Genomic DNA, 15,854 nt, shown 5'->3' with positions numbered 1-15,854 from the left:
GAGAAGGGCGGTGCCGAACAACCCATCAACAAGGGGGTTACTCGACACGTTGTCAAGCGTTTTCTCCCGATCGCGCCGTTTTCGAAACGACACTATTTCACGGGTGTGTGAGCTCCGAGATCTGGGCGACCAAACGAGTCGGCCGCGCGGCATCGGCCTGCGCCTTGCCGCTGGTGAGGATCGCGCCGGAGAGCCCGCGGGCGCGGTCGGCCCAACCGTACTGGGTCGTCAGACCGCTACGGCCGAAATGCGATTCGGTATCGCGCCCGAACTTCGAGCGGCGCGCACCCAGCTCATAGCCCGCGACCGACACCCGACCGGCCACGCCGGGCAGCCAGGGCGCCGGTTGGGTTGCCGCGGCCAGCGTTTCGGGGCGCATGATGCGAACCCCGTCGAGTTCGCCGCCGCGGACGAGGATTTCGTAGAAGCGGGACAGTTCGACCGCGGTGGTGACGAGATTGCCGGAGGGCAGTTCGGCGGTGAGGAAGGCCCGGGCGGCCGCTTCATCGGTGGGCCCGGACAGACCGCCGCCGAGGGCCCGCCCGGCCAGATGCCGCCACACCTTCGACGGTCCCGGACCCACCTTCACGCTGGGGACCACCTGGTCGACGTCCTCGGGCCGGACCCCGAAGTTGGTCCAGCGGAACCCCAGCGGCTCGAGGACCTGTTCACGCAGGTGCTCGCGCATCGACTTGCCGGTCGCGCGCTGCACCAGCAGGCGCTGGATCAGGCCGCCGGTCATGGCGTGATAGACGCGAAATCGGCCCGGCGGCCAGCTCGGCACCAGATCGGCCAGCCCCTGCACGGCGAGCTCCTCGTCCAGGACCATCTCCGCGCCTCGATGCGGCGCGGTGATGAAAGGGACACCGGCGGAATGCGACAGCACATCGCCGATGGTGATGCGGTCCTTTCCATGACCGGAGAACTCGGGAACATGCGCGCTGACCGGATCGGTCAGCGCGAACGCGCCCTGCTCGATGAGCATGAACATCAGCGCCGCGGCAACACCTTTGGCGGTGGAGAATCCACAGAACGGCGAATCGGGTGTCACCAGACGCTTTTCGGCATCGGGTGCATCCTTGGGCGCATTGCCCCAGCCGTACCCGATGGCCCGGTTCAACACGATATGGCCGCGTCGGCGCAGACACACCTGGATGGCCGGGGTGGTGCCCATCCGGTACCAGTCCTGCACCGACTGCCAGATCGCCTCGATATCGCCGGGCGTCAGACCCGAGTCGGCCGGATCGGATTCGGGTCCGCGGGTGGTCACCGCGTCGAGGTCCGCGCCGATCCGCACCAGCGCTGTCGTACCTGGGCTCATTGGACCAGCATAGGGAGATCACGGTTCACAGGAATCTCCCAGCCTGGAGCCAGGGTCCTCACCGGCTGGGCAGACACACTCCCGCGGTGAGCGTGACCACTGCCGAGTTGGCCCCGTCCGAACCGACCACCCCTCCCATAGAGCCCTCAGGAGAGCTCTCACCTGCGCGCCGCTGGGAGCGGCTCGCGTTGGCGCTGCTGCTCGTCGGCACCGCCGTCGCCTATCTCTGGAACATCACCGTCAACGCGATGGGCAACAGCTTCTACGCGGCGGCGGTCTGGTCCGGGTCACAGGATTGGAAGGCGCTGCTGTTCGGGTCGCTGGACCCGGGCAACTTCATCACCGTCGACAAGCCGCCGGTCTCGCAATGGGTGATGGCGCTCTCGGGCCAGATCTTCGGATTCAGCAGTGCGAGCATGCTTGCACCGCAGGCAATCATGGCCGTCGGCGCGGTGGCGCTCATGTACGGCGCGGTCGCGCGGGTGACGCTCAGCCGCGGCGCGGGACTGCTGGCGGGCCTGGTGCTCACGGTGACGCCGGTGGTGGCGTTGATGTTCCGGTTCAACAATCCGGACGCGGTGATGGTGCTGCTCATGACCGCGGCGGCCTACTGCATCGTGCGGGCATTGCCGCGCGCGAGCCTGAAATGGGTCGTGCTGGCCGGTGTCGCACTCGGATTCGCGTTCCTGGCCAAGATGCTCGAGGGCCTGATGGTGCTGCCCGCGCTGGGGCTGGCCTATGTGATCGTCGCGCCGACGACGCTGCGCAACCGGCTGCTGCATTCGCTGGCCGCGCTGGGCGCGCTGATCGTGTCCTCGGGTTGGTTTGTGCTGCTGACGATTCTGTGGCCCGCCGACTCGCGCCCGTACCTGGCCGGATCCAAGGACAACACGTTCATGGATCTGGTGCTGGGCTACAACGGGTTCGCCCGCTACCTGGGCAAGAACCACATGGGCGGCAGCAAGACCAATCCGTTCGAGCTGCCGGCGGGGTATCAGATTCCCGAGGCGTTCAAGCAGGGCGGTTTCGGGCCCGGCGGTTTCGGCAACGGCCCGGACCGGTTGTTCACCGGTGAGATCGGATTCGAGATCTCGTGGCTGCTGCCCGCCGCGCTGCTGGCATTCGTGCTGGTGCTGGTGTCGCGGGGACGCCGGCCGCGCACCGACCTGCTGCGCGGCGCGGCGCTGGTGTTCGGGCTGTGGCTGGTGATCGACGGCGCGTTGTTCGCGGGGATGAAGTCGGGCATGCACGCCTACTACACGCTGGCCATCGCACCGGCGATCGCCGGTTGCTTCGCGCTGGGCGTGCACGAGTTGTGGCGACGCCGGGGCGAGGCGTTCGGCCGGGTGGGCGGCGCGGCGCTGGTCCTCGCGGCGGGCATCTGGGGTTTCGTGCTGCTGCAACGCAATTCCGGCTGGCAGCCGTGGCTGCGGTGGACGATCCTGGCGGTCGCCGTGATCGTGGCGCTCGGGCTGGTGGTGCTGACCCTGCCGCCGACCGCCCGCCTCGGGCGAGCGCGTGAGCGGGTGACCGCCGTGCTGATCATCGCCGGTGTCATCGCGGGGCTGTCGGGTTCGACCGCGTACGCGGTGGCCACGCTGCCGCAGTCGCACGTCGGCGGCAGCCCGGTCGTGGGTCCGGAGCGAACGAAGAAGCCCGGGCCCGCCGATCAGTTCCGCAAGGAGCTCGAGAGGCTCTTCGGCGGTCAGACCGATCCGAAACTGGTGGCGCTGCTGCAGACCACCCAGACCAAGTGGTCGGCCGCCATCGATCGCTCCTCCCCCGCGGCCGGTCTCGAATTGGCCAGCCGCACTTCCGTGATGGCGATCGGTGGATTCACCTCCGCCGACCCGGTTCCGACACTGCCGCAGTTCCAGCAGATGGTCCGCGACCACCAGATCACCTACTACCTGGTCCCCGAGATCACGCTGCCCGACTCCTGGCGAACCGACCCCAAGCCCGCCGAACCCGGGAACACGGCCACGCCGACGGACTCGAAGCCGGGCGTGTGGCATCCGGCAGGCAACAAGGAGATCTTCGACTGGGTCTCGGCGCATTACACGTCCACCCAGAAGTTCGGTGAACTGGCCGTCTACGACCTGACCGCACCACCGCACTGACCCGACCGCACGGCGGCGCCCCCGGATCACGGCTCACCCCAACGAGTCTCGTCAATCCGGCTGGGCGCCGCCGTCCTGGTCCTACACCCCGACCGGCCCGCGGTACGCGTTTATCGCCGAACCGCATGGGCACGACCTGGCCATGGCTGTCTTCACCGTCCTCGGCGCGGCGGCGGCGCTCCTCCCGGCAATCGCCCTCGGCTCCGCCGTGAATCCGGACTATCCGCAACCGGGCAATGGCCTGCCCGCCGGCACCTGCGTCATGCTGTGCACCGCCCCGCCGTCCTCGAATGTGCTTCCGGACCAGGGCCTCCCCGGCTGCCTCTTCTTCTGCGACGACCGCTCGGGCTGGACCATCCCCCTCGGTTAGCTCGGCACCGGCACGATCGACCCCGGCGTCGGAACAGGACGGGGCTCACCGCGTCGGATCAAGGGAGCTCGACGCATCAGACCAACGGGTATGCGAACATATGTTCGTGTCCGGACCTTTGGGGAGCATTCCAGACCGCTCGGAGCGGGCGGCCATTCTGCATGCTGACCTGGACTCGTTCTATGCGTCGGTGGAGCAGCGGGACAGTCCGCGATTGCGGGGGCGGCCGGTGCTCGTCGGGGGCGGGGTGGTGCTGGCGGCTAGTTATGAGGCCAAGGCGTTCGGGGTGCGGACGCCGATGAATGTGCGGGAAGCGGTGCGGTTGTGTCCGAACGCGATCGTGGTGCCGCCTCGCATGGGGGCGTATTCGGAGGCCAGTAAGCGGGTTTTCGAGATCTTCCGGGATACGACGCCGGAGGTGGAGGGGATCTCGATCGATGAGGCGTTCCTGGATGTCGCCGGGTTGTGGCGGATCGCGGGGGCGCCGGTGGATATCGCGCGGGGGTTGCGGGCTCGGGTGCGAGCGGAGGTGGGGTTGCCGATATCGGTGGGGGTGGCGCGGACGAAGTTTCTGGCCAAGGTGGCCAGTGCGGTATCCAAACCCGATGGGCTGCTGGAGGTTCCACCGGACGAGGAATTGGAGTTTCTGCACCCGCTGCCGGTGGAGCGGTTGTGGGGTGTGGGCGCGGTGACCGCGCGGGAGCTGCGCGAACGGGGAATCACCCGGGTCGGGCAGCTCGCGGAGATGGGTGAGGGGCCGCTGGCGGCGGTGCTCGGACCCGCGGTCGGCAGGCATCTGCATGCACTCTCCTGGGCGCGGGACCCGCGGCGGGTGGACACCGGGCGGCGACGGCGTTCGATCGGGGCGCAGCGGGCGCTGGGGCGGCGGCAGCGCAGTGACGAGGAGCTCGAGGCGTATCTGCACGGGCTGGCCGATCGGCTCGGGCACCGGCTGCGGACGGCTCGGCGGGTCTGCCGAACGGTGGTGTTGCGCATGCGATTCGACGATTTCGGGCGCGCCACCCGCTCGCACACGCTGCCCGAGGCGACCGACCGCGGCACGGTGATCCTCGGCGCGGCCCGCACCCTGCTCGAGACCGCGCAGCCGCTGATCCACGAGCGCGGTGGGCTCACGCTGATCGGGCTGTCGCTGACCAACCTCGACAATGCCGACAGCATGCAGCTGTCGCTGCCGCTCGAGACGCGCGCGGAGTCCACCCTGGATTCGACCCTGGACGCATTGCGCGACCGCTTCGGCGCGGGCACGGTCACCCGCGCCGCGCTGCTGCGCCGGGGCGAAGGGCTCTCGGTGCCGATCCTTCCCGATTGAACCGCGCGGTAGCCTGTGCCCATGGCTCTCGACCACGGCGACCCGGGCGATGCGCCCTCGACTCCCCCGCCGCTGACCCCGATCGCGATCACCACCCGGCCGACCCCGGCCGATGAGGCCAGAACCGTTGCGGCCGCGACGAATACGGCCACCCTGGCGACGCTTTCCCCCGACGGCGGACCCTGGGCCAGTTTCGTCACGTACGGGTTGCTGGCGGGGCAGCCGGTGCTGTGCGTCTCGCGGCTGGCCGAGCACGGCCGGAATCTGGCCGCCGATCCGCGCGCGAGCGTCTCCATCGTCGCGCCGGAGCTGCCCTCGGATCCGCTGGCCGGTACCCGATTGACGTTGGCGGGCATCGCGGAGCGGCCCGAGGGTGAAGAGGCCGTCGCGGCGCGGGAGGCTCATCTGGCCGCGGTGCCGTCCGCGAAGTACTACATCGATTTCAGCGACTTCACCGTGTGGGTGCTGCGGGTGCAGCGCGCCCGCTGGGTGGGCGGTTACGGGCGCATGGATTCGGCGACCGCCGAGGAATACACCGCCGCCACAGCCGATCCGATCATTCCTGCCGCGGCCCGCGCCATCGCGCACCTCAACGACGATCACGCCGACGCGTTGCTTGCCATGGCGCACGCCCGCGGCGGCTACCCGGACGCGACCGCGGCGGTGTGCGAGCGCGCCGACCGCTACGGCCTCGATCTGCGGGTCACCACGCCGCGCGGGATCGCGGTGACCCGCATCGGCTATCTGGCGCCGCTGGACAGCATCGGCGAATTGCGGGCGGCGACAGTCGAATTGACGCGCGCCTCCCGGGAGGGGTGACCGTCAGCGCGCCGTTTGCGAGGCGGCGGCGTGCGCGTCCAGGTCGGCGAGCGTGAGCAGGCGCCGGGGCGGGCCATCCAGAATGATCTGCGACCGCACCCGCAGACGCCCGTCCACGTGCAGCAATTCACCCGAAGCCACTGGCCGCCAGCCCGGATCGTCGTCCATGCGTTCGCTCGCGACGATGACGGCGGGGTAATCGGCGAGGGTGGCGCTACGGGTCCGGATGCCGGTGCGGCCGCTGTGGTCGAGATGCCGATCGCCGTGTGCGCCACCGGCGGCGCGCTCGAGCACGTACAGCTCGTGGGTGTCGGGATAGCGCAGCGCCCACAGTTCGGTGGCGGTGGTGAGGACGAGGTTGAGCGCGTAGATCGGTAGCCGGTCGGCGATCCACGCGACCGCGTCGGCGATGCCTGCGGTGATGTCGCCACGGTGCCGGTCGACGCGTTCGGTGATGAGGGCGAAGAACCGTTCGGAGTCGGTGTCGCCGTGGACGAGTCGGCGGTACTCGCCGAGTTCGGCCTCGAGCTCGTCGAGCCCGTGCAGCACCCCGTTGTGGGCGAACAGCCGCCCGCGCTGCTCGAACGGATGGGTGTTGCGCGCGGTCAGCCCGCCGGTGGAGGCGAAGCGCACGTGTGCGACGAAGGTCCGCGATTCGCGTTCGCGTGCCTCCCGCGCGAACAGCCGATCCTCGTAGGCCGCGATGGGCTGCTTCTCCACCAGTGGCGCGCCCGCGGCGGTGAAGGTGCCCAAACCGACGCCGTCGGGTTCGCGGTGACTTTGCTGGGAGAGACTGTCGGGCGCGTCCAACAGCCAGAAAGTGGCTCGCACCCGATGCGGCGCGGCCGATAATCCGAACAGACGGCACATGAACGACTCCTCTCGCAAGAGGCGAAGGCGACCGGACCACACGACAGCTCGGCTCGGGTGAGGGATGATTGGGCCATGTCGGACACGCCGTCTGTGCTCAAGCATCATCGTATGCCTGAGCATGACGCCATGCGCCTCTCGGGCACGGTCGAGGCCATGATGTGGATCCACCGCAACTGTATCGAGGGCGACGGCGACACCGAGCAGTCGTGCGCCCGACGCCAGCAGCTGCTGGCGCTGCGGTGCAAATACGGTTGGAACTGGCCGCTTCCGAAACCGGACGCGGCATGGCGGCTGCAGCACTGAGGCAAACGGATGCCCGGTCACGGAATGCCCAGCGCGGCACAGTGGTTTGACTGCACGTGACCGATACTGCACGTCAGCGGCTGAACGAAAAGATAATCCAGCAATTCCGTTCCGGGGGCGGCCGGGTGGGCGGACAGTTCGCCGACACCCCGCTGTTGCTGCTCACCACCCTCGGGGCTCGCACCGGGGTGTCGCGCACCTGGCCCCTGGCCTATCAGCAGGACGGTGAGCGCGTGGTGGTGTTCGCGGCCAATGGCGGCCGCGGGACGCGGCCCGGGTGGTTTCACAACCTGCTGGCAAACCCGGCCGCCACGATCGAGGTGGGCACCGAATCCTGGCCCGTCACCGCCCAGATCGTGACCGGAGACGAGCGCGCAGAGCTCTGGCAGCGGCAATTGGTGGCTTCGCCGTTTCTGGCCGATTTCCAAGCGAAACTCGACTGGGAAATCCCCGTCGTGGCGCTGACACCCGCCGTGACCTCGGCTTGAAACCCGCACCACGCCGACGACCGTGGAAAGCCCCCTGACACGATTGCCGGCACCGCCCGCCGGACCGCGAGCCATCACTCGGCAAGCCCGGCGGGAAGGGTGGCTCGGGGCTAGCGGCGGCCACGGAAGGTGCGGCGGAGATCGTCGGTCCATTCGGCCGGGATCTCCCAGGGGATGAAATGTCCGCCGTGGTCGTGGGCGGTGACGTGCACGGCGAATCGCTTCTCCAGGGCGATGATTCGCGCGTGCACGTCCTCGGGCAGACCCTCGGGGATCGGGCGGCCACCGGTGATGTCCCAGGCGCGTTCGCCGTTGAACATGCCCAGGCGCTGGCCCGAGCCGATATGGATGCCGTAGAGGGCGTCGGCATACTTGTGGCCGAGTTGGCCGGTGACCAGCGAGCCCACATCGCATCCGGCGTCGGCATTGCCGTCGTCGTCGTACCAGCGGGTCGACTCGAGCCGCCGGCGGAGGTCGTCGAGTGTTCGGTCGGACACGTGAATCGGAGTCTGCTGCAACGGGAACACATGATCAATCTAAGGTCGAGGCATGGCAGAGCCGACGCAGGACAGCCCGCAGTCGCCGGTCGAGCAGGGCGCGGTGATCGCGGTGCCCGAGGAGGTGCGCGGCGAGCTGCGGCGCGGGGTGCGCAGTGTGCTGGTGGACGCGGCGGCATTACGGCTGGTGCGGGATCGCTTCGACGAGGTGCAGGCCGGTTCGTTGCGACGGTATCTGGAGGCGTCGCAGTCGGCGAACACCTTGCGCGCCTATCGAACCGACTGGATCGCGTGGGCGGCCTGGTGTGCGGCCGAGTCGCGGCAGGCGCTGCCGGCGGATCCGCTCGATGTGGCGGTGTATCTGGCCGCGGCGGCCGACGCGCGGCGCGAGAACGGCGAATGGGCCTTCAGCGCGGCCACTTTGGAGCGCAAGGCGGCCGCGTTGGCGGCGGTGCACGCCGCCAACGGGCTGCCCTCCCCCACTCGCGCCGACGTCGTGCGGCTGACCTTGCGCGGCATCCGGCGGACTCGGCGCAGCCAGCCCAAACGCAAGCGCCCGGTGCTGCTGCACACCCTCGATCAGCTGCTCGCGGAGGTGCCGGAACCGGGCTGGCCCACCGAACCGGCACGGCGTCGCGACACACTGCTCCTGCTGGTCGGGTTCGCGGGGGCATTGCGCCGCAGCGAGATCGCCGCGCTACGCATCGCCGACGTGACGGTGACCACCGACCACGCCACCGGTGAGCCGCTGCTGCTGATCCAGCTGCCCACCACCAAGACCGACCCCACCGGCGTCACCGAACAGCGCGTCGCCCTGCCCCGCGGCCAACGCCCCCACACCTGCCCCGTGTGCGCCTTCGCCGACTGGACCCGCCTGCGCGAGGCCCACACCGCCGACCTGCGCGCCTGGCTCACCGCCACCCCGCCCCCGGACCCCCGCATCCACCGCTGTCACGGCTTCACCGGCACCACCCTCACCGCCCCCGATCTCCCGCTCTTCCCGTCGATCTCACGCCACGGCGGCATCGCCCCGACCGCCATGTCCGGCCGCGCCGTCGCCGAGCTGGTCAAACGTTATGCCGCCCGCGCCGGCCTCGACCCCACCCTGTTCTCCGGCCACTCCCTGCGCGCCGGTTTCGCCACCCAGGCCGCTCTCGGCGGCGCCAGCGACCGCGAAATCATGCGCCAGGGCCGCTGGTCCAACCCTCGCACCGTCCACGGCTACATTCGCACCGCGAACCCCTTGGAAGACAACGCCGTAACCAAACTCGGCCTCTGACCAGCTCCGGCCCCGATGATGGCCCGGACGCCGCGGAGAAGACGTCCGGACCATCACCAGCCCGGCACTGCATGCGCTGCCCAGCGCACCGCTGGGCACCGGAGAGCATGCGACATAACCGGCAGCGGGGAGTCGGAAGCGAGCCGCCGGTGACGCACGATTGCACGCCCTGCACGATGCCGCGCGCAATGCGCCGCGAAGTGCCCGGATCCGGCGGCGAAGTTCCGCCGGTGCCAACGAGTTTCGCGTATCCGGCGGCCTCGGTCATTTCGAGCGCGCCGGTAGGCACACAAGGTCGCGGCCTTGGCACGACTGGTCGGTCCGCTACCGCGCTTCGACCCGTCCTGCGGCGCGCGGCCTCGTGTCACTTCACCAGCGGCGCTACGGGATTCGTCGCGGCCAGCCGTTGTTGGCGCTTGCCGCCCTTGGTGGTGAAGGCCGAGCCGGGCCTGCGGGCTTCGCGGCGCAGACTCCAGACGGTGCTCTTGCAGACGGCCTCCTTGATCGAGGCGGCGGGGCGGCCGCCGAGGTAGAAGCGCATCGGGGTGTCGTCGAGGCGGGACGGTTGGACGGTGGCGGCCCGGCGGCCGAGGCTGATGCACTGGCCCACGAAGCCGATGTTCAGCAGGGGCGGTTCGGCGTCGGCGAGACGGCTCAGGACCGTGTCGGCGGCGTGCACGCCGAGCGGAATCGCGGCCTGGCAGCTCATGCGCAGCGGGTGGTCGGTAGGCGCGGCGGCGTCGCCGGTGGCGAGGATGCGGGGATCATCGATGCTGGTGAGGGTTTCGTCGGTGCGCAGGCGGCCCAGGGCGTCGGTGCTCAGGCCGCTGCGAGTGGCCAGGTCGGGGACACCGAAACCGGCGGTCCACACGGTGATCGCGCTCGGCAGTTCGCGGCCGTCGCCGAGGACAACGGTGTGCGCGGTGACGGCGGCGACCTTGGCGTGCGGGCCGTCGACGATGGTGACGCCCAGCCCGGTCAGCCGGCGGGCGACCGAGCGGCGGGCCGGTGTCCGCAGGTACGGGCCGAGTAGGCCACCGCACACCAGGGTGACCGTGCGACCGGCCTCGGCCAGCTCGGCGGCGGTCTCGATGCCGGTGGGACCGGCGCCGACCACCGTCACCGGTGCGGCGGGATCGGTGACGGCCAGGGCCTCGCGCAGCCGCTCGGCCTGCTCGAATTCGGCCAGGGCGTAGGCGTATTCGGCCGCGCCGGGGACCGTCGGGGCGGCGCCGTGACTGCCGACGGCGTAGATGAGGTAGTCGTAGGCCACGTTGCCTCCGCTCCGCAGCGCCACACTGCGCCGCACCGCATCGATTTCCACCGCCTCGTCGACGATCAACCGGATGCCCTGGCCGAGCACCTCGTCGTACTCGGCCACCGCCGCTCCGCTGCCGGCGGCCAACTGGTGCAACCGGATCCGCTCCACGAACCGCGGCCGCGGATTGATCACGGTGACCGACAGGCCCTCCCGCATGCGCAGGCGGTTGGCGGCCATCACGCCCGCGTACCCGCCCCCGATCACGACGACTTCGATGTTCTCGGTCATGTCCGCTCCTTCGCCCGTTCCGGTGTCGACCCATAGACACCGATCGGGCCGGAAGTGTGACATCCGTGCGCGAGGCCGCGCCCGATCGTCGATCCGATCCCCGCCCACCAAGATCGACACCGGCACCGGGCCGGGCAGATCGGACTCACGATCGCTCGACCGGCGCTCTCTCCTGGGGATACGGTGGGCTGGAACCGATATCGCGAAACCTGGGCCGAAAGCGAAGGGGCACACATGATTCTGGTGACGGGCGCGACCGGCAATGTCGGGGCCGAACTCGTGCGAGCGCTGGCGGGTGGCGGGGAGCCGGTGCGGGCGCTGGTGCGCGACCCCGCGAAGGCCGGACTGCCCGCCGATGTCGAGGCGGTGACGGGCGATATGACCGCGCCGGAGAACCTGGCCGCGGCCCTCGACGGGGTGCGGGCTCTGTTCCTGCTGCCCGGCTACCCCGGAATCGCGCACGCGGCGGCCAAGGCCGGGGTCGAGCACATCGTCCAGCTGTCGGGCGTCTCGGCCGCGACCGGCGACACCGGCAACGCCGTGAGCCGCTACATGATGGCCTCCGAGCAGGAGGTCACCGAGTGCGGTGCGGCATGGACGATGCTGCGCCCGTGCGCTTTCGACTCCAACGCGCTGCGCTGGCTGCCGCAGCTCCGGGCCGGAGACACCGTGCGCGTACCGTTCCCGACGGTACGGACGGCGAATCTGGATGCCTTCGACCTGGCGGCGGTGGCGGCGCGAGCCTTCGCCGATCCCGGGCTGCGCGGTGAAATCCTGTGGCCCACCGGGCCGGAATCCCTGCTGCCCGCCGATCAGATCGCGATTCTCGGTGAAGTCCTTGGCCGTGACCTGCGGTGCGTGGGTCTCAGCGACGAGGAGGCGCGCGCCGACATGCTGAAGACCACACCCGTCGAATACGTCGATGCCTTCTTCGACTTCTACGTCAACGGCGCAGTCGACGAGTCCATCGTGAGACCCACCGTGGAGCAGGTCACCGGTCGCGCCCCGCGAACCTTCCGGCATTGGGCCACGATTCACGCCGATGCCTTCGCTCGAGACGGCGGCGACCGGTAGCTAAACCAGTTCGACCTCGTCGAAGGCAACGGTGAAACTGTGTCGGCGTTCGCGCAGAACACCGCCCTCGCGGTGGGTCAGCCCTTCGCTGAAGTCGATGCGCAACTCCGCTCTTCGCGCGTCCACGGAACGCACGACGGCACACACGCCGCTGAACGGCCCCTCCGGGAAATAGACGACATCGCCCGCGGCGAACTCCGGCCGATCGTTCATGATGCGCGAAGGCGGGATTCGTGCCAGCGCTCCACGGCAACTCGCGCGGCCTGCTCGTCCTCGGTGGCGATCGCGCCGGAGGCGCCGATCGCGCCCAGGATCGTGTCGTCGTCGGTGACGAGCAGCCCGCCCGCGTGCGGGATGAAATCCCCGCCGGTGAGGTGCTGAATGCTGCCGGTGATGGCGGGTGGCAGTTGCACGCCGCCCGAGGCCCCCAAGGTCGCGAGGGCGGTGCGCGCCTTCGCCACCGCGATACGGCTGGTCATCGGCATCCCGCCGTCGGCGCGGCGCAGGGTGATCACCGCGCCGCTGACGTCGACGACGGCCGCGGCGAGGGGTGGGAACCCGCGTTCGGCGCCGACGTCGAGGGCGGCGGCCACCAGCCGATCGGCGTCGGCCAAGGTCAGGCCGGGTAGTCGAGGAGTCACAGCCATGGCAATACTGTACTGCGACAACGAAATCGGCCGCGCGCACTCTACGGTGGCGATGTGACCGACAGCGCGACGCCGTGGGAACCACCCCTGGCGGGCACCGAGGCCGAACACCTCATCGGTGCCCTCGAGCGGCTCCGCACCACCTTCCGCTGGAAAGCCGACGACCTCGATACGCCCGCTCTGAACACCCGGATCGGCGCGTCCGCCTTGACCCTGGGTGGTCTGCTCAAGCATCTGGCTCGCGCCGAGGACGAGATGTTCACGCGCAAGCTTTCGGGCGCGCCCGTCAGCCCGCCATGGGACGGCGTCGACTGGAACGCCGACCCCGAGTGGGACTTCACCTCGGCCGCCACCGATACCCCGGCCGACCTCTACACGCTGTGGGACACCACCGTCGCCCGCTCCCGATCGAAGTTGAATGCCGCCTTGGCGACCGGCGGTCCCGACCAGCTCGTCCACCTGGCCTGGCCCGGCGGCCACCACCTCAGCCTGCGCCGCCTGCTCTGCGACCTCATCGAGGAATACGGCCGCCACACCGGCCACGCCGACCTCCTGCGCGAATCCATCGACGGCCGTGTCGGCGAGGACCCACCCCCGGGCTGGCGCCCCCGTTCCCCGCACCTCTGAACACAATTCGAGATCAGGGAGCTGTCAGAGCGGAATGTCGTCGGGTTCGCGTCGCTGACAGCTCCCTGATCTTGTTGCCCGGGTGCACTGCTGCTGTGGGACAACCGGATTCGTCTTGAAGGAATGTCGGCGTTCGCGCCGACGCGGGTGCTCGTACAATCGCCGTGTGGGCTGGGAGATCGCGCGACCGTCGCGGATGCCCGCGTTGCGCGGCGTCGATATGGCAGGGTTCCGGATTCGCGGTGATGGGACGGAGCTGGTGCGGGCCGTTCCGCATCCCGCGGTCACGATCGTGGTCGAGTTCGGTGAGCGCTGCTTCGATATTCGCGATTCGGCAGGGCGAATCCACTCGAGCAGCCTGGTCCGCGGCCTGGCCGGGAGCTCGCCGGCGGTGCGGGTCGACGCCGTCGATTGTGTCCAGGTGCGGCTCTCGCCGCTGGTCGCGCCAGCGGTACTCGGGTTTCCACTGGTCGAGCTGGGCGGGGATATCGTTGGGCTCGCGGATGTCTGGGGTCGTGACGCGGAGCGGTTGCGGGAGCGGCTCGGCGCCGCGGCGGGCTGGCAGGAACGATTCGCGCTGGTCGAGTCGATGTTGCGGGCACGGGTCGGGGATCTGTCGCCGGATCCCGAGGTCGCCCGGGCATGGTCGCGGATCGTCGGCACCCGGGGCCGGTTCCGGGTCGAGGAGCTGGCCGGTGAGATCGGCTGGAGTCGTCAACGGTTGTGGTCGCGATTCGGAGCCCAGATCGGGCTCACACCCAAACGAGCCGCCAAACTGGTGCGCTTCGATCACGCCGTGCACCGGCTGGTTCAGGGGCATGCGCACGCGCTGGTGGCGGCCGAGAGCGGATACTCCGACCAACCCCATCTCATTCGCGAGATCCGCGAATTCACCGGTGCGCCACCGACTTCCGCAGCCGTGGAACCATGGCTCACGATCGACGACCGCGCCTGGCCGTCGACCATGAGCTGACCCCGCCGCTCACGATTCCGCGACGGGTTCGCCGACCGCTTCCTTGCGCGCGACCAGACCCGACACCTCCGCCAGCGGAATATGCGGAATCAGCAGGGCCAGAACGAAAGCCAGGGCGAGGCCGGGCAGCATGTAGGCGAAGACCGGGACCAGGGCGTCGGCGTAGGAGCCGACGATGGCGTCGCGCAACGGAGCCGGGAGATGGCCGACGACCGTGGGCGGCAGGGCGGCCGGGTCGAGACCGGTGGCCATGACCTCGCGGGGATGGGTGTGGAAGGCGGTGTCGAGATCGCCGGTGAGGCGATGGGTGAAGATCGAACCGAAGATGGCCACCCCCAGCGCGCCGCCCATTTCCCGGAAGTAGTTGTTGGCGCTGGTGGCGGTGCCGACATCGGTTGCGGGAACGGCGTTCTGGACCAGCATCACCAGCAGCTGCATGACCATGCCCAGTCCCATGCCGACGACGAACAGCATGGCCGAGACCATCCAGGCGGGTGTGTGGGCGTCGAGCCGGGTCATCCAGCTCATCCCGGCGGCGATGACGACCACGCCCAGCGGCGGGTAGAGGCGGTAGCGGCCGGTGCGGGTCACCGCGCCCAGGGAGACCGATACCGACACCAGCATGCCGATCGTCATCGGGATCGACAGCAGCCCGGAGGTCGACGCGGACACCCCGGTGGCCATCTGCAGGAAGGTCGGCACGAACGCCACCGACGCGAACATGATCAGCCCCATGAGGAATCCGAGCAGCGAGGTGGTCGAGAAGGTGCGGTTGCGGAACAGCCGCAGCGGCAGCATGGGCTCGTCCGCGCGCGATTCCACGGTCACGAACACCGAGATCACCACGGCCACCGCGACGATCATGGCCAGGATGGTCGGTGACGCCCACCCGTAGCGTTTCCCGCCCCAGTCGCTGACCAGGATCAGCAATGTGGTGCCCAGGGTCATCAGGGCCGCCCCGGGATAGTCCGGGCGGACGCTGGGCCGCTTGCTCGGCAGGGTGAGGTAGCGCGCGGCGATGACCAAGGCCGCCAACCCGATCGGCACATTGATCCAGAAGCACCAGCGCCATCCGAGGTGGTCGGCGAACTCGCCGCCGAGCACCGGCCCGCCGACGGCGGTGACGGCGAAGATCGCGCCCATGGGGGCGCCGTATTTGCCGAGGTCCTTGGCCGGGACCACGTCGGCCATGGTGGCTTGGGCCAGGATCATCAGTCCGCCGCCGCCCACGCCCTGCAGTGCCCGGAAGGCGATGAACTCCCAGAAGCCGGTCGAGAGGGCGGCCCCGAGCGAGGCGGCGGTGAAGATGGTGATGGCGAACAGGAAAAGCCTTCTCCGCCCGAACAAGTCGCCGAATTTTCCGTAGAGCGGCATGACGATGGTGGTGGCCAACAGGTAGGCGGTGGTGGTCCAGGCCATGTGCGGGACGCCGCCGAGCTGTCCGACGATGGTGGGCATGGCCGCGCCGGTGATCATCTGATCGAGGCTGGCCAGGAACAGTCCAGCCGCGAGCGCCGCGAAGATGAACCGGATGCGGCGCGCGGTCATGACGATGGGCGCGGAATCGGTGGTGGTGGAGGTCAT

The 15,854-nt window shown here is 69.6% G+C and carries 17 protein-coding genes; 10 read left to right on the top strand and 7 right to left on the bottom strand.

All coding sequences use genetic code 11. The features are described from left to right. Positions 1-97 precede the first annotated feature (97 nt). Complete coding sequence (locus GPX89_RS15145) at positions 98-1,321, bottom strand: serine hydrolase domain-containing protein (RefSeq protein WP_157388026.1); 1,224 nt, start codon at positions 1,319-1,321, stop codon at positions 98-100. An 86-nt stretch (positions 1,322-1,407) separates the two neighbouring features. On the opposite strand from GPX89_RS15145, the gene GPX89_RS15140 reads away from it, so the two are divergent. From GPX89_RS15140 to GPX89_RS15125, 4 genes are all read left to right on the top strand, one after another. Next, the gene (locus GPX89_RS15140) at positions 1,408-3,441 is read left to right on the top strand and encodes an ArnT family glycosyltransferase (protein WP_407939391.1); all 2,034 of its coding nucleotides are present in this window, start codon (positions 1,408-1,410) and stop codon (positions 3,439-3,441) included. Positions 3,442-3,583: 142 nt separating this feature from the next. After that, positions 3,584-3,811, top strand: a complete 228-nt coding sequence (locus GPX89_RS15135; RefSeq protein WP_157388025.1) for a hypothetical protein — start codon at positions 3,584-3,586, stop codon at positions 3,809-3,811. 100 nt (positions 3,812-3,911) lie between these two features. Continuing rightward, a complete protein-coding gene (gene dinB, locus GPX89_RS15130; protein ID WP_157388024.1) occupies positions 3,912-5,141 on the top strand; it encodes a DNA polymerase IV in 1,230 nt (409 codons plus the stop codon). Between the two features lie 21 nt (positions 5,142-5,162). Then, on the top strand, positions 5,163-5,960 hold the full coding sequence (locus tag GPX89_RS15125; protein WP_157388023.1) for a HugZ family pyridoxamine 5'-phosphate oxidase: 798 nt from the start codon (positions 5,163-5,165) through the stop codon (positions 5,958-5,960). A 3-nt stretch (positions 5,961-5,963) separates the two neighbouring features. On the opposite strand, the gene GPX89_RS15120 is transcribed toward GPX89_RS15125, so the two are convergent. Beyond that, a complete protein-coding gene (locus GPX89_RS15120; protein WP_157388022.1) occupies positions 5,964-6,830 on the bottom strand; it encodes a class II glutamine amidotransferase in 867 nt (288 codons plus the stop codon). Positions 6,831-6,941: 111 nt separating this feature from the next. Between GPX89_RS15120 and GPX89_RS15115 the strand changes: the two genes are divergently transcribed. Further along, positions 6,942-7,136 carry a hypothetical protein gene (locus GPX89_RS15115; RefSeq protein WP_157388021.1) on the top strand — a complete coding sequence of 65 codons (195 nt, stop codon included), beginning with the start codon at positions 6,942-6,944 and terminating at the stop codon, positions 7,134-7,136. 56 nt (positions 7,137-7,192) lie between these two features. Continuing rightward, complete coding sequence (locus tag GPX89_RS15110; protein WP_198347442.1) at positions 7,193-7,624, top strand: nitroreductase/quinone reductase family protein; 432 nt, start codon at positions 7,193-7,195, stop codon at positions 7,622-7,624. Positions 7,625-7,734: 110 nt separating this feature from the next. On the opposite strand, the gene GPX89_RS15105 is transcribed toward GPX89_RS15110, so the two are convergent. Beyond that, complete coding sequence (locus tag GPX89_RS15105) at positions 7,735-8,121, bottom strand: hypothetical protein (protein WP_198347441.1); 387 nt, start codon at positions 8,119-8,121, stop codon at positions 7,735-7,737. A 52-nt stretch (positions 8,122-8,173) separates the two neighbouring features. Here GPX89_RS15105 and GPX89_RS15100 point away from each other — a divergent pair, with 52 nt between their 5' ends. After that, positions 8,174-9,400: a site-specific integrase gene (locus GPX89_RS15100; RefSeq protein ID WP_157388020.1), complete on the top strand. Its 1,227-nt coding sequence runs from the start codon at positions 8,174-8,176 to the stop codon at positions 9,398-9,400. 364 nt (positions 9,401-9,764) lie between these two features. Here the strand turns inward: GPX89_RS15100 and GPX89_RS15095 are convergent, their stop codons facing one another. Next, on the bottom strand, positions 9,765-10,949 hold the full coding sequence (locus tag GPX89_RS15095; protein ID WP_157388019.1) for an NAD(P)/FAD-dependent oxidoreductase: 1,185 nt from the start codon (positions 10,947-10,949) through the stop codon (positions 9,765-9,767). 234 nt (positions 10,950-11,183) lie between these two features. Between GPX89_RS15095 and GPX89_RS15090 the strand changes: the two genes are divergently transcribed. Further along, complete coding sequence (locus GPX89_RS15090; protein WP_157388018.1) at positions 11,184-12,023, top strand: NAD(P)H-binding protein; 840 nt, start codon at positions 11,184-11,186, stop codon at positions 12,021-12,023. On the opposite strand, the gene GPX89_RS15085 is transcribed toward GPX89_RS15090, so the two are convergent. After that, entirely contained in the window at positions 12,024-12,236 is a 213-nt protein-coding gene (locus tag GPX89_RS15085; RefSeq protein ID WP_157388017.1) for a hypothetical protein, read from the bottom strand. Then, complete coding sequence (locus GPX89_RS15080; RefSeq protein ID WP_198347440.1) at positions 12,233-12,670, bottom strand: GlcG/HbpS family heme-binding protein; 438 nt, start codon at positions 12,668-12,670, stop codon at positions 12,233-12,235. Before GPX89_RS15080 ends, GPX89_RS15085 begins: the two co-directional genes overlap by 4 nt. 54 nt (positions 12,671-12,724) lie before the next feature. Between GPX89_RS15080 and GPX89_RS15075 the strand changes: the two genes are divergently transcribed. Further along, on the top strand, positions 12,725-13,297 hold the full coding sequence (locus GPX89_RS15075; RefSeq protein ID WP_328601844.1) for a mycothiol transferase: 573 nt from the start codon (positions 12,725-12,727) through the stop codon (positions 13,295-13,297). Between the two features lie 166 nt (positions 13,298-13,463). Beyond that, positions 13,464-14,270, top strand: a complete 807-nt coding sequence (locus GPX89_RS15070) for a helix-turn-helix domain-containing protein (protein ID WP_328601843.1) — start codon at positions 13,464-13,466, stop codon at positions 14,268-14,270. 9 nt (positions 14,271-14,279) lie between these two features. Here GPX89_RS15070 and GPX89_RS15065 read toward each other — a convergent pair whose 3' ends face one another. Further along, entirely contained in the window at positions 14,280-15,854 is a 1,575-nt protein-coding gene (locus tag GPX89_RS15065; RefSeq protein WP_157388016.1) for an MDR family MFS transporter, read from the bottom strand.

It is taken from the genome of Nocardia terrae (assembly GCF_009760405.1).
GTDB lineage: Bacteria > Actinomycetota > Actinomycetes > Mycobacteriales > Mycobacteriaceae > Nocardia > Nocardia terrae.
Note: the sequence above shows the minus strand (reverse complement) of the source record. Positions and strands in the feature narration are given on the sequence as shown.

Excerpts from the sequence above, each read along its gene's own strand:
- GPX89_RS15085 (WP_157388017.1), bottom strand. The coding sequence starts at position 12,236 with ATGAACGATCGGCCGGAGTTCGCCGCGGGCGATGTCGTCTATTTCCCG.
- GPX89_RS15115 (WP_157388021.1), top strand. The coding sequence starts at position 6,942 with ATGCCTGAGCATGACGCCATGCGCCTCTCGGGCACGGTCGAGGCCATG.
- GPX89_RS15080 (WP_198347440.1), bottom strand. The coding sequence starts at position 12,670 with ATGGCTGTGACTCCTCGACTACCCGGCCTGACCTTGGCCGACGCCGAT.
- GPX89_RS15145 (WP_157388026.1), bottom strand. The coding sequence starts at position 1,321 with ATGAGCCCAGGTACGACAGCGCTGGTGCGGATCGGCGCGGACCTCGAC.
- GPX89_RS15065 (WP_157388016.1), bottom strand. The coding sequence starts at position 15,854 with ATGACCTCCACCACCACCGATTCCGCGCCCATCGTCATGACCGCGCGC.
- GPX89_RS15120 (WP_157388022.1), bottom strand. The coding sequence starts at position 6,830 with ATGTGCCGTCTGTTCGGATTATCGGCCGCGCCGCATCGGGTGCGAGCC.
- GPX89_RS15135 (WP_157388025.1), top strand. The coding sequence starts at position 3,584 with ATGGCTGTCTTCACCGTCCTCGGCGCGGCGGCGGCGCTCCTCCCGGCA.
- GPX89_RS15090 (WP_157388018.1), top strand. The coding sequence starts at position 11,184 with ATGATTCTGGTGACGGGCGCGACCGGCAATGTCGGGGCCGAACTCGTG.
- GPX89_RS15125 (WP_157388023.1), top strand. The coding sequence starts at position 5,163 with ATGGCTCTCGACCACGGCGACCCGGGCGATGCGCCCTCGACTCCCCCG.
- GPX89_RS15100 (WP_157388020.1), top strand. The coding sequence starts at position 8,174 with ATGGCAGAGCCGACGCAGGACAGCCCGCAGTCGCCGGTCGAGCAGGGC.
- dinB (WP_157388024.1), top strand. The coding sequence starts at position 3,912 with ATGTTCGTGTCCGGACCTTTGGGGAGCATTCCAGACCGCTCGGAGCGG.
- GPX89_RS15095 (WP_157388019.1), bottom strand. The coding sequence starts at position 10,949 with ATGACCGAGAACATCGAAGTCGTCGTGATCGGGGGCGGGTACGCGGGC.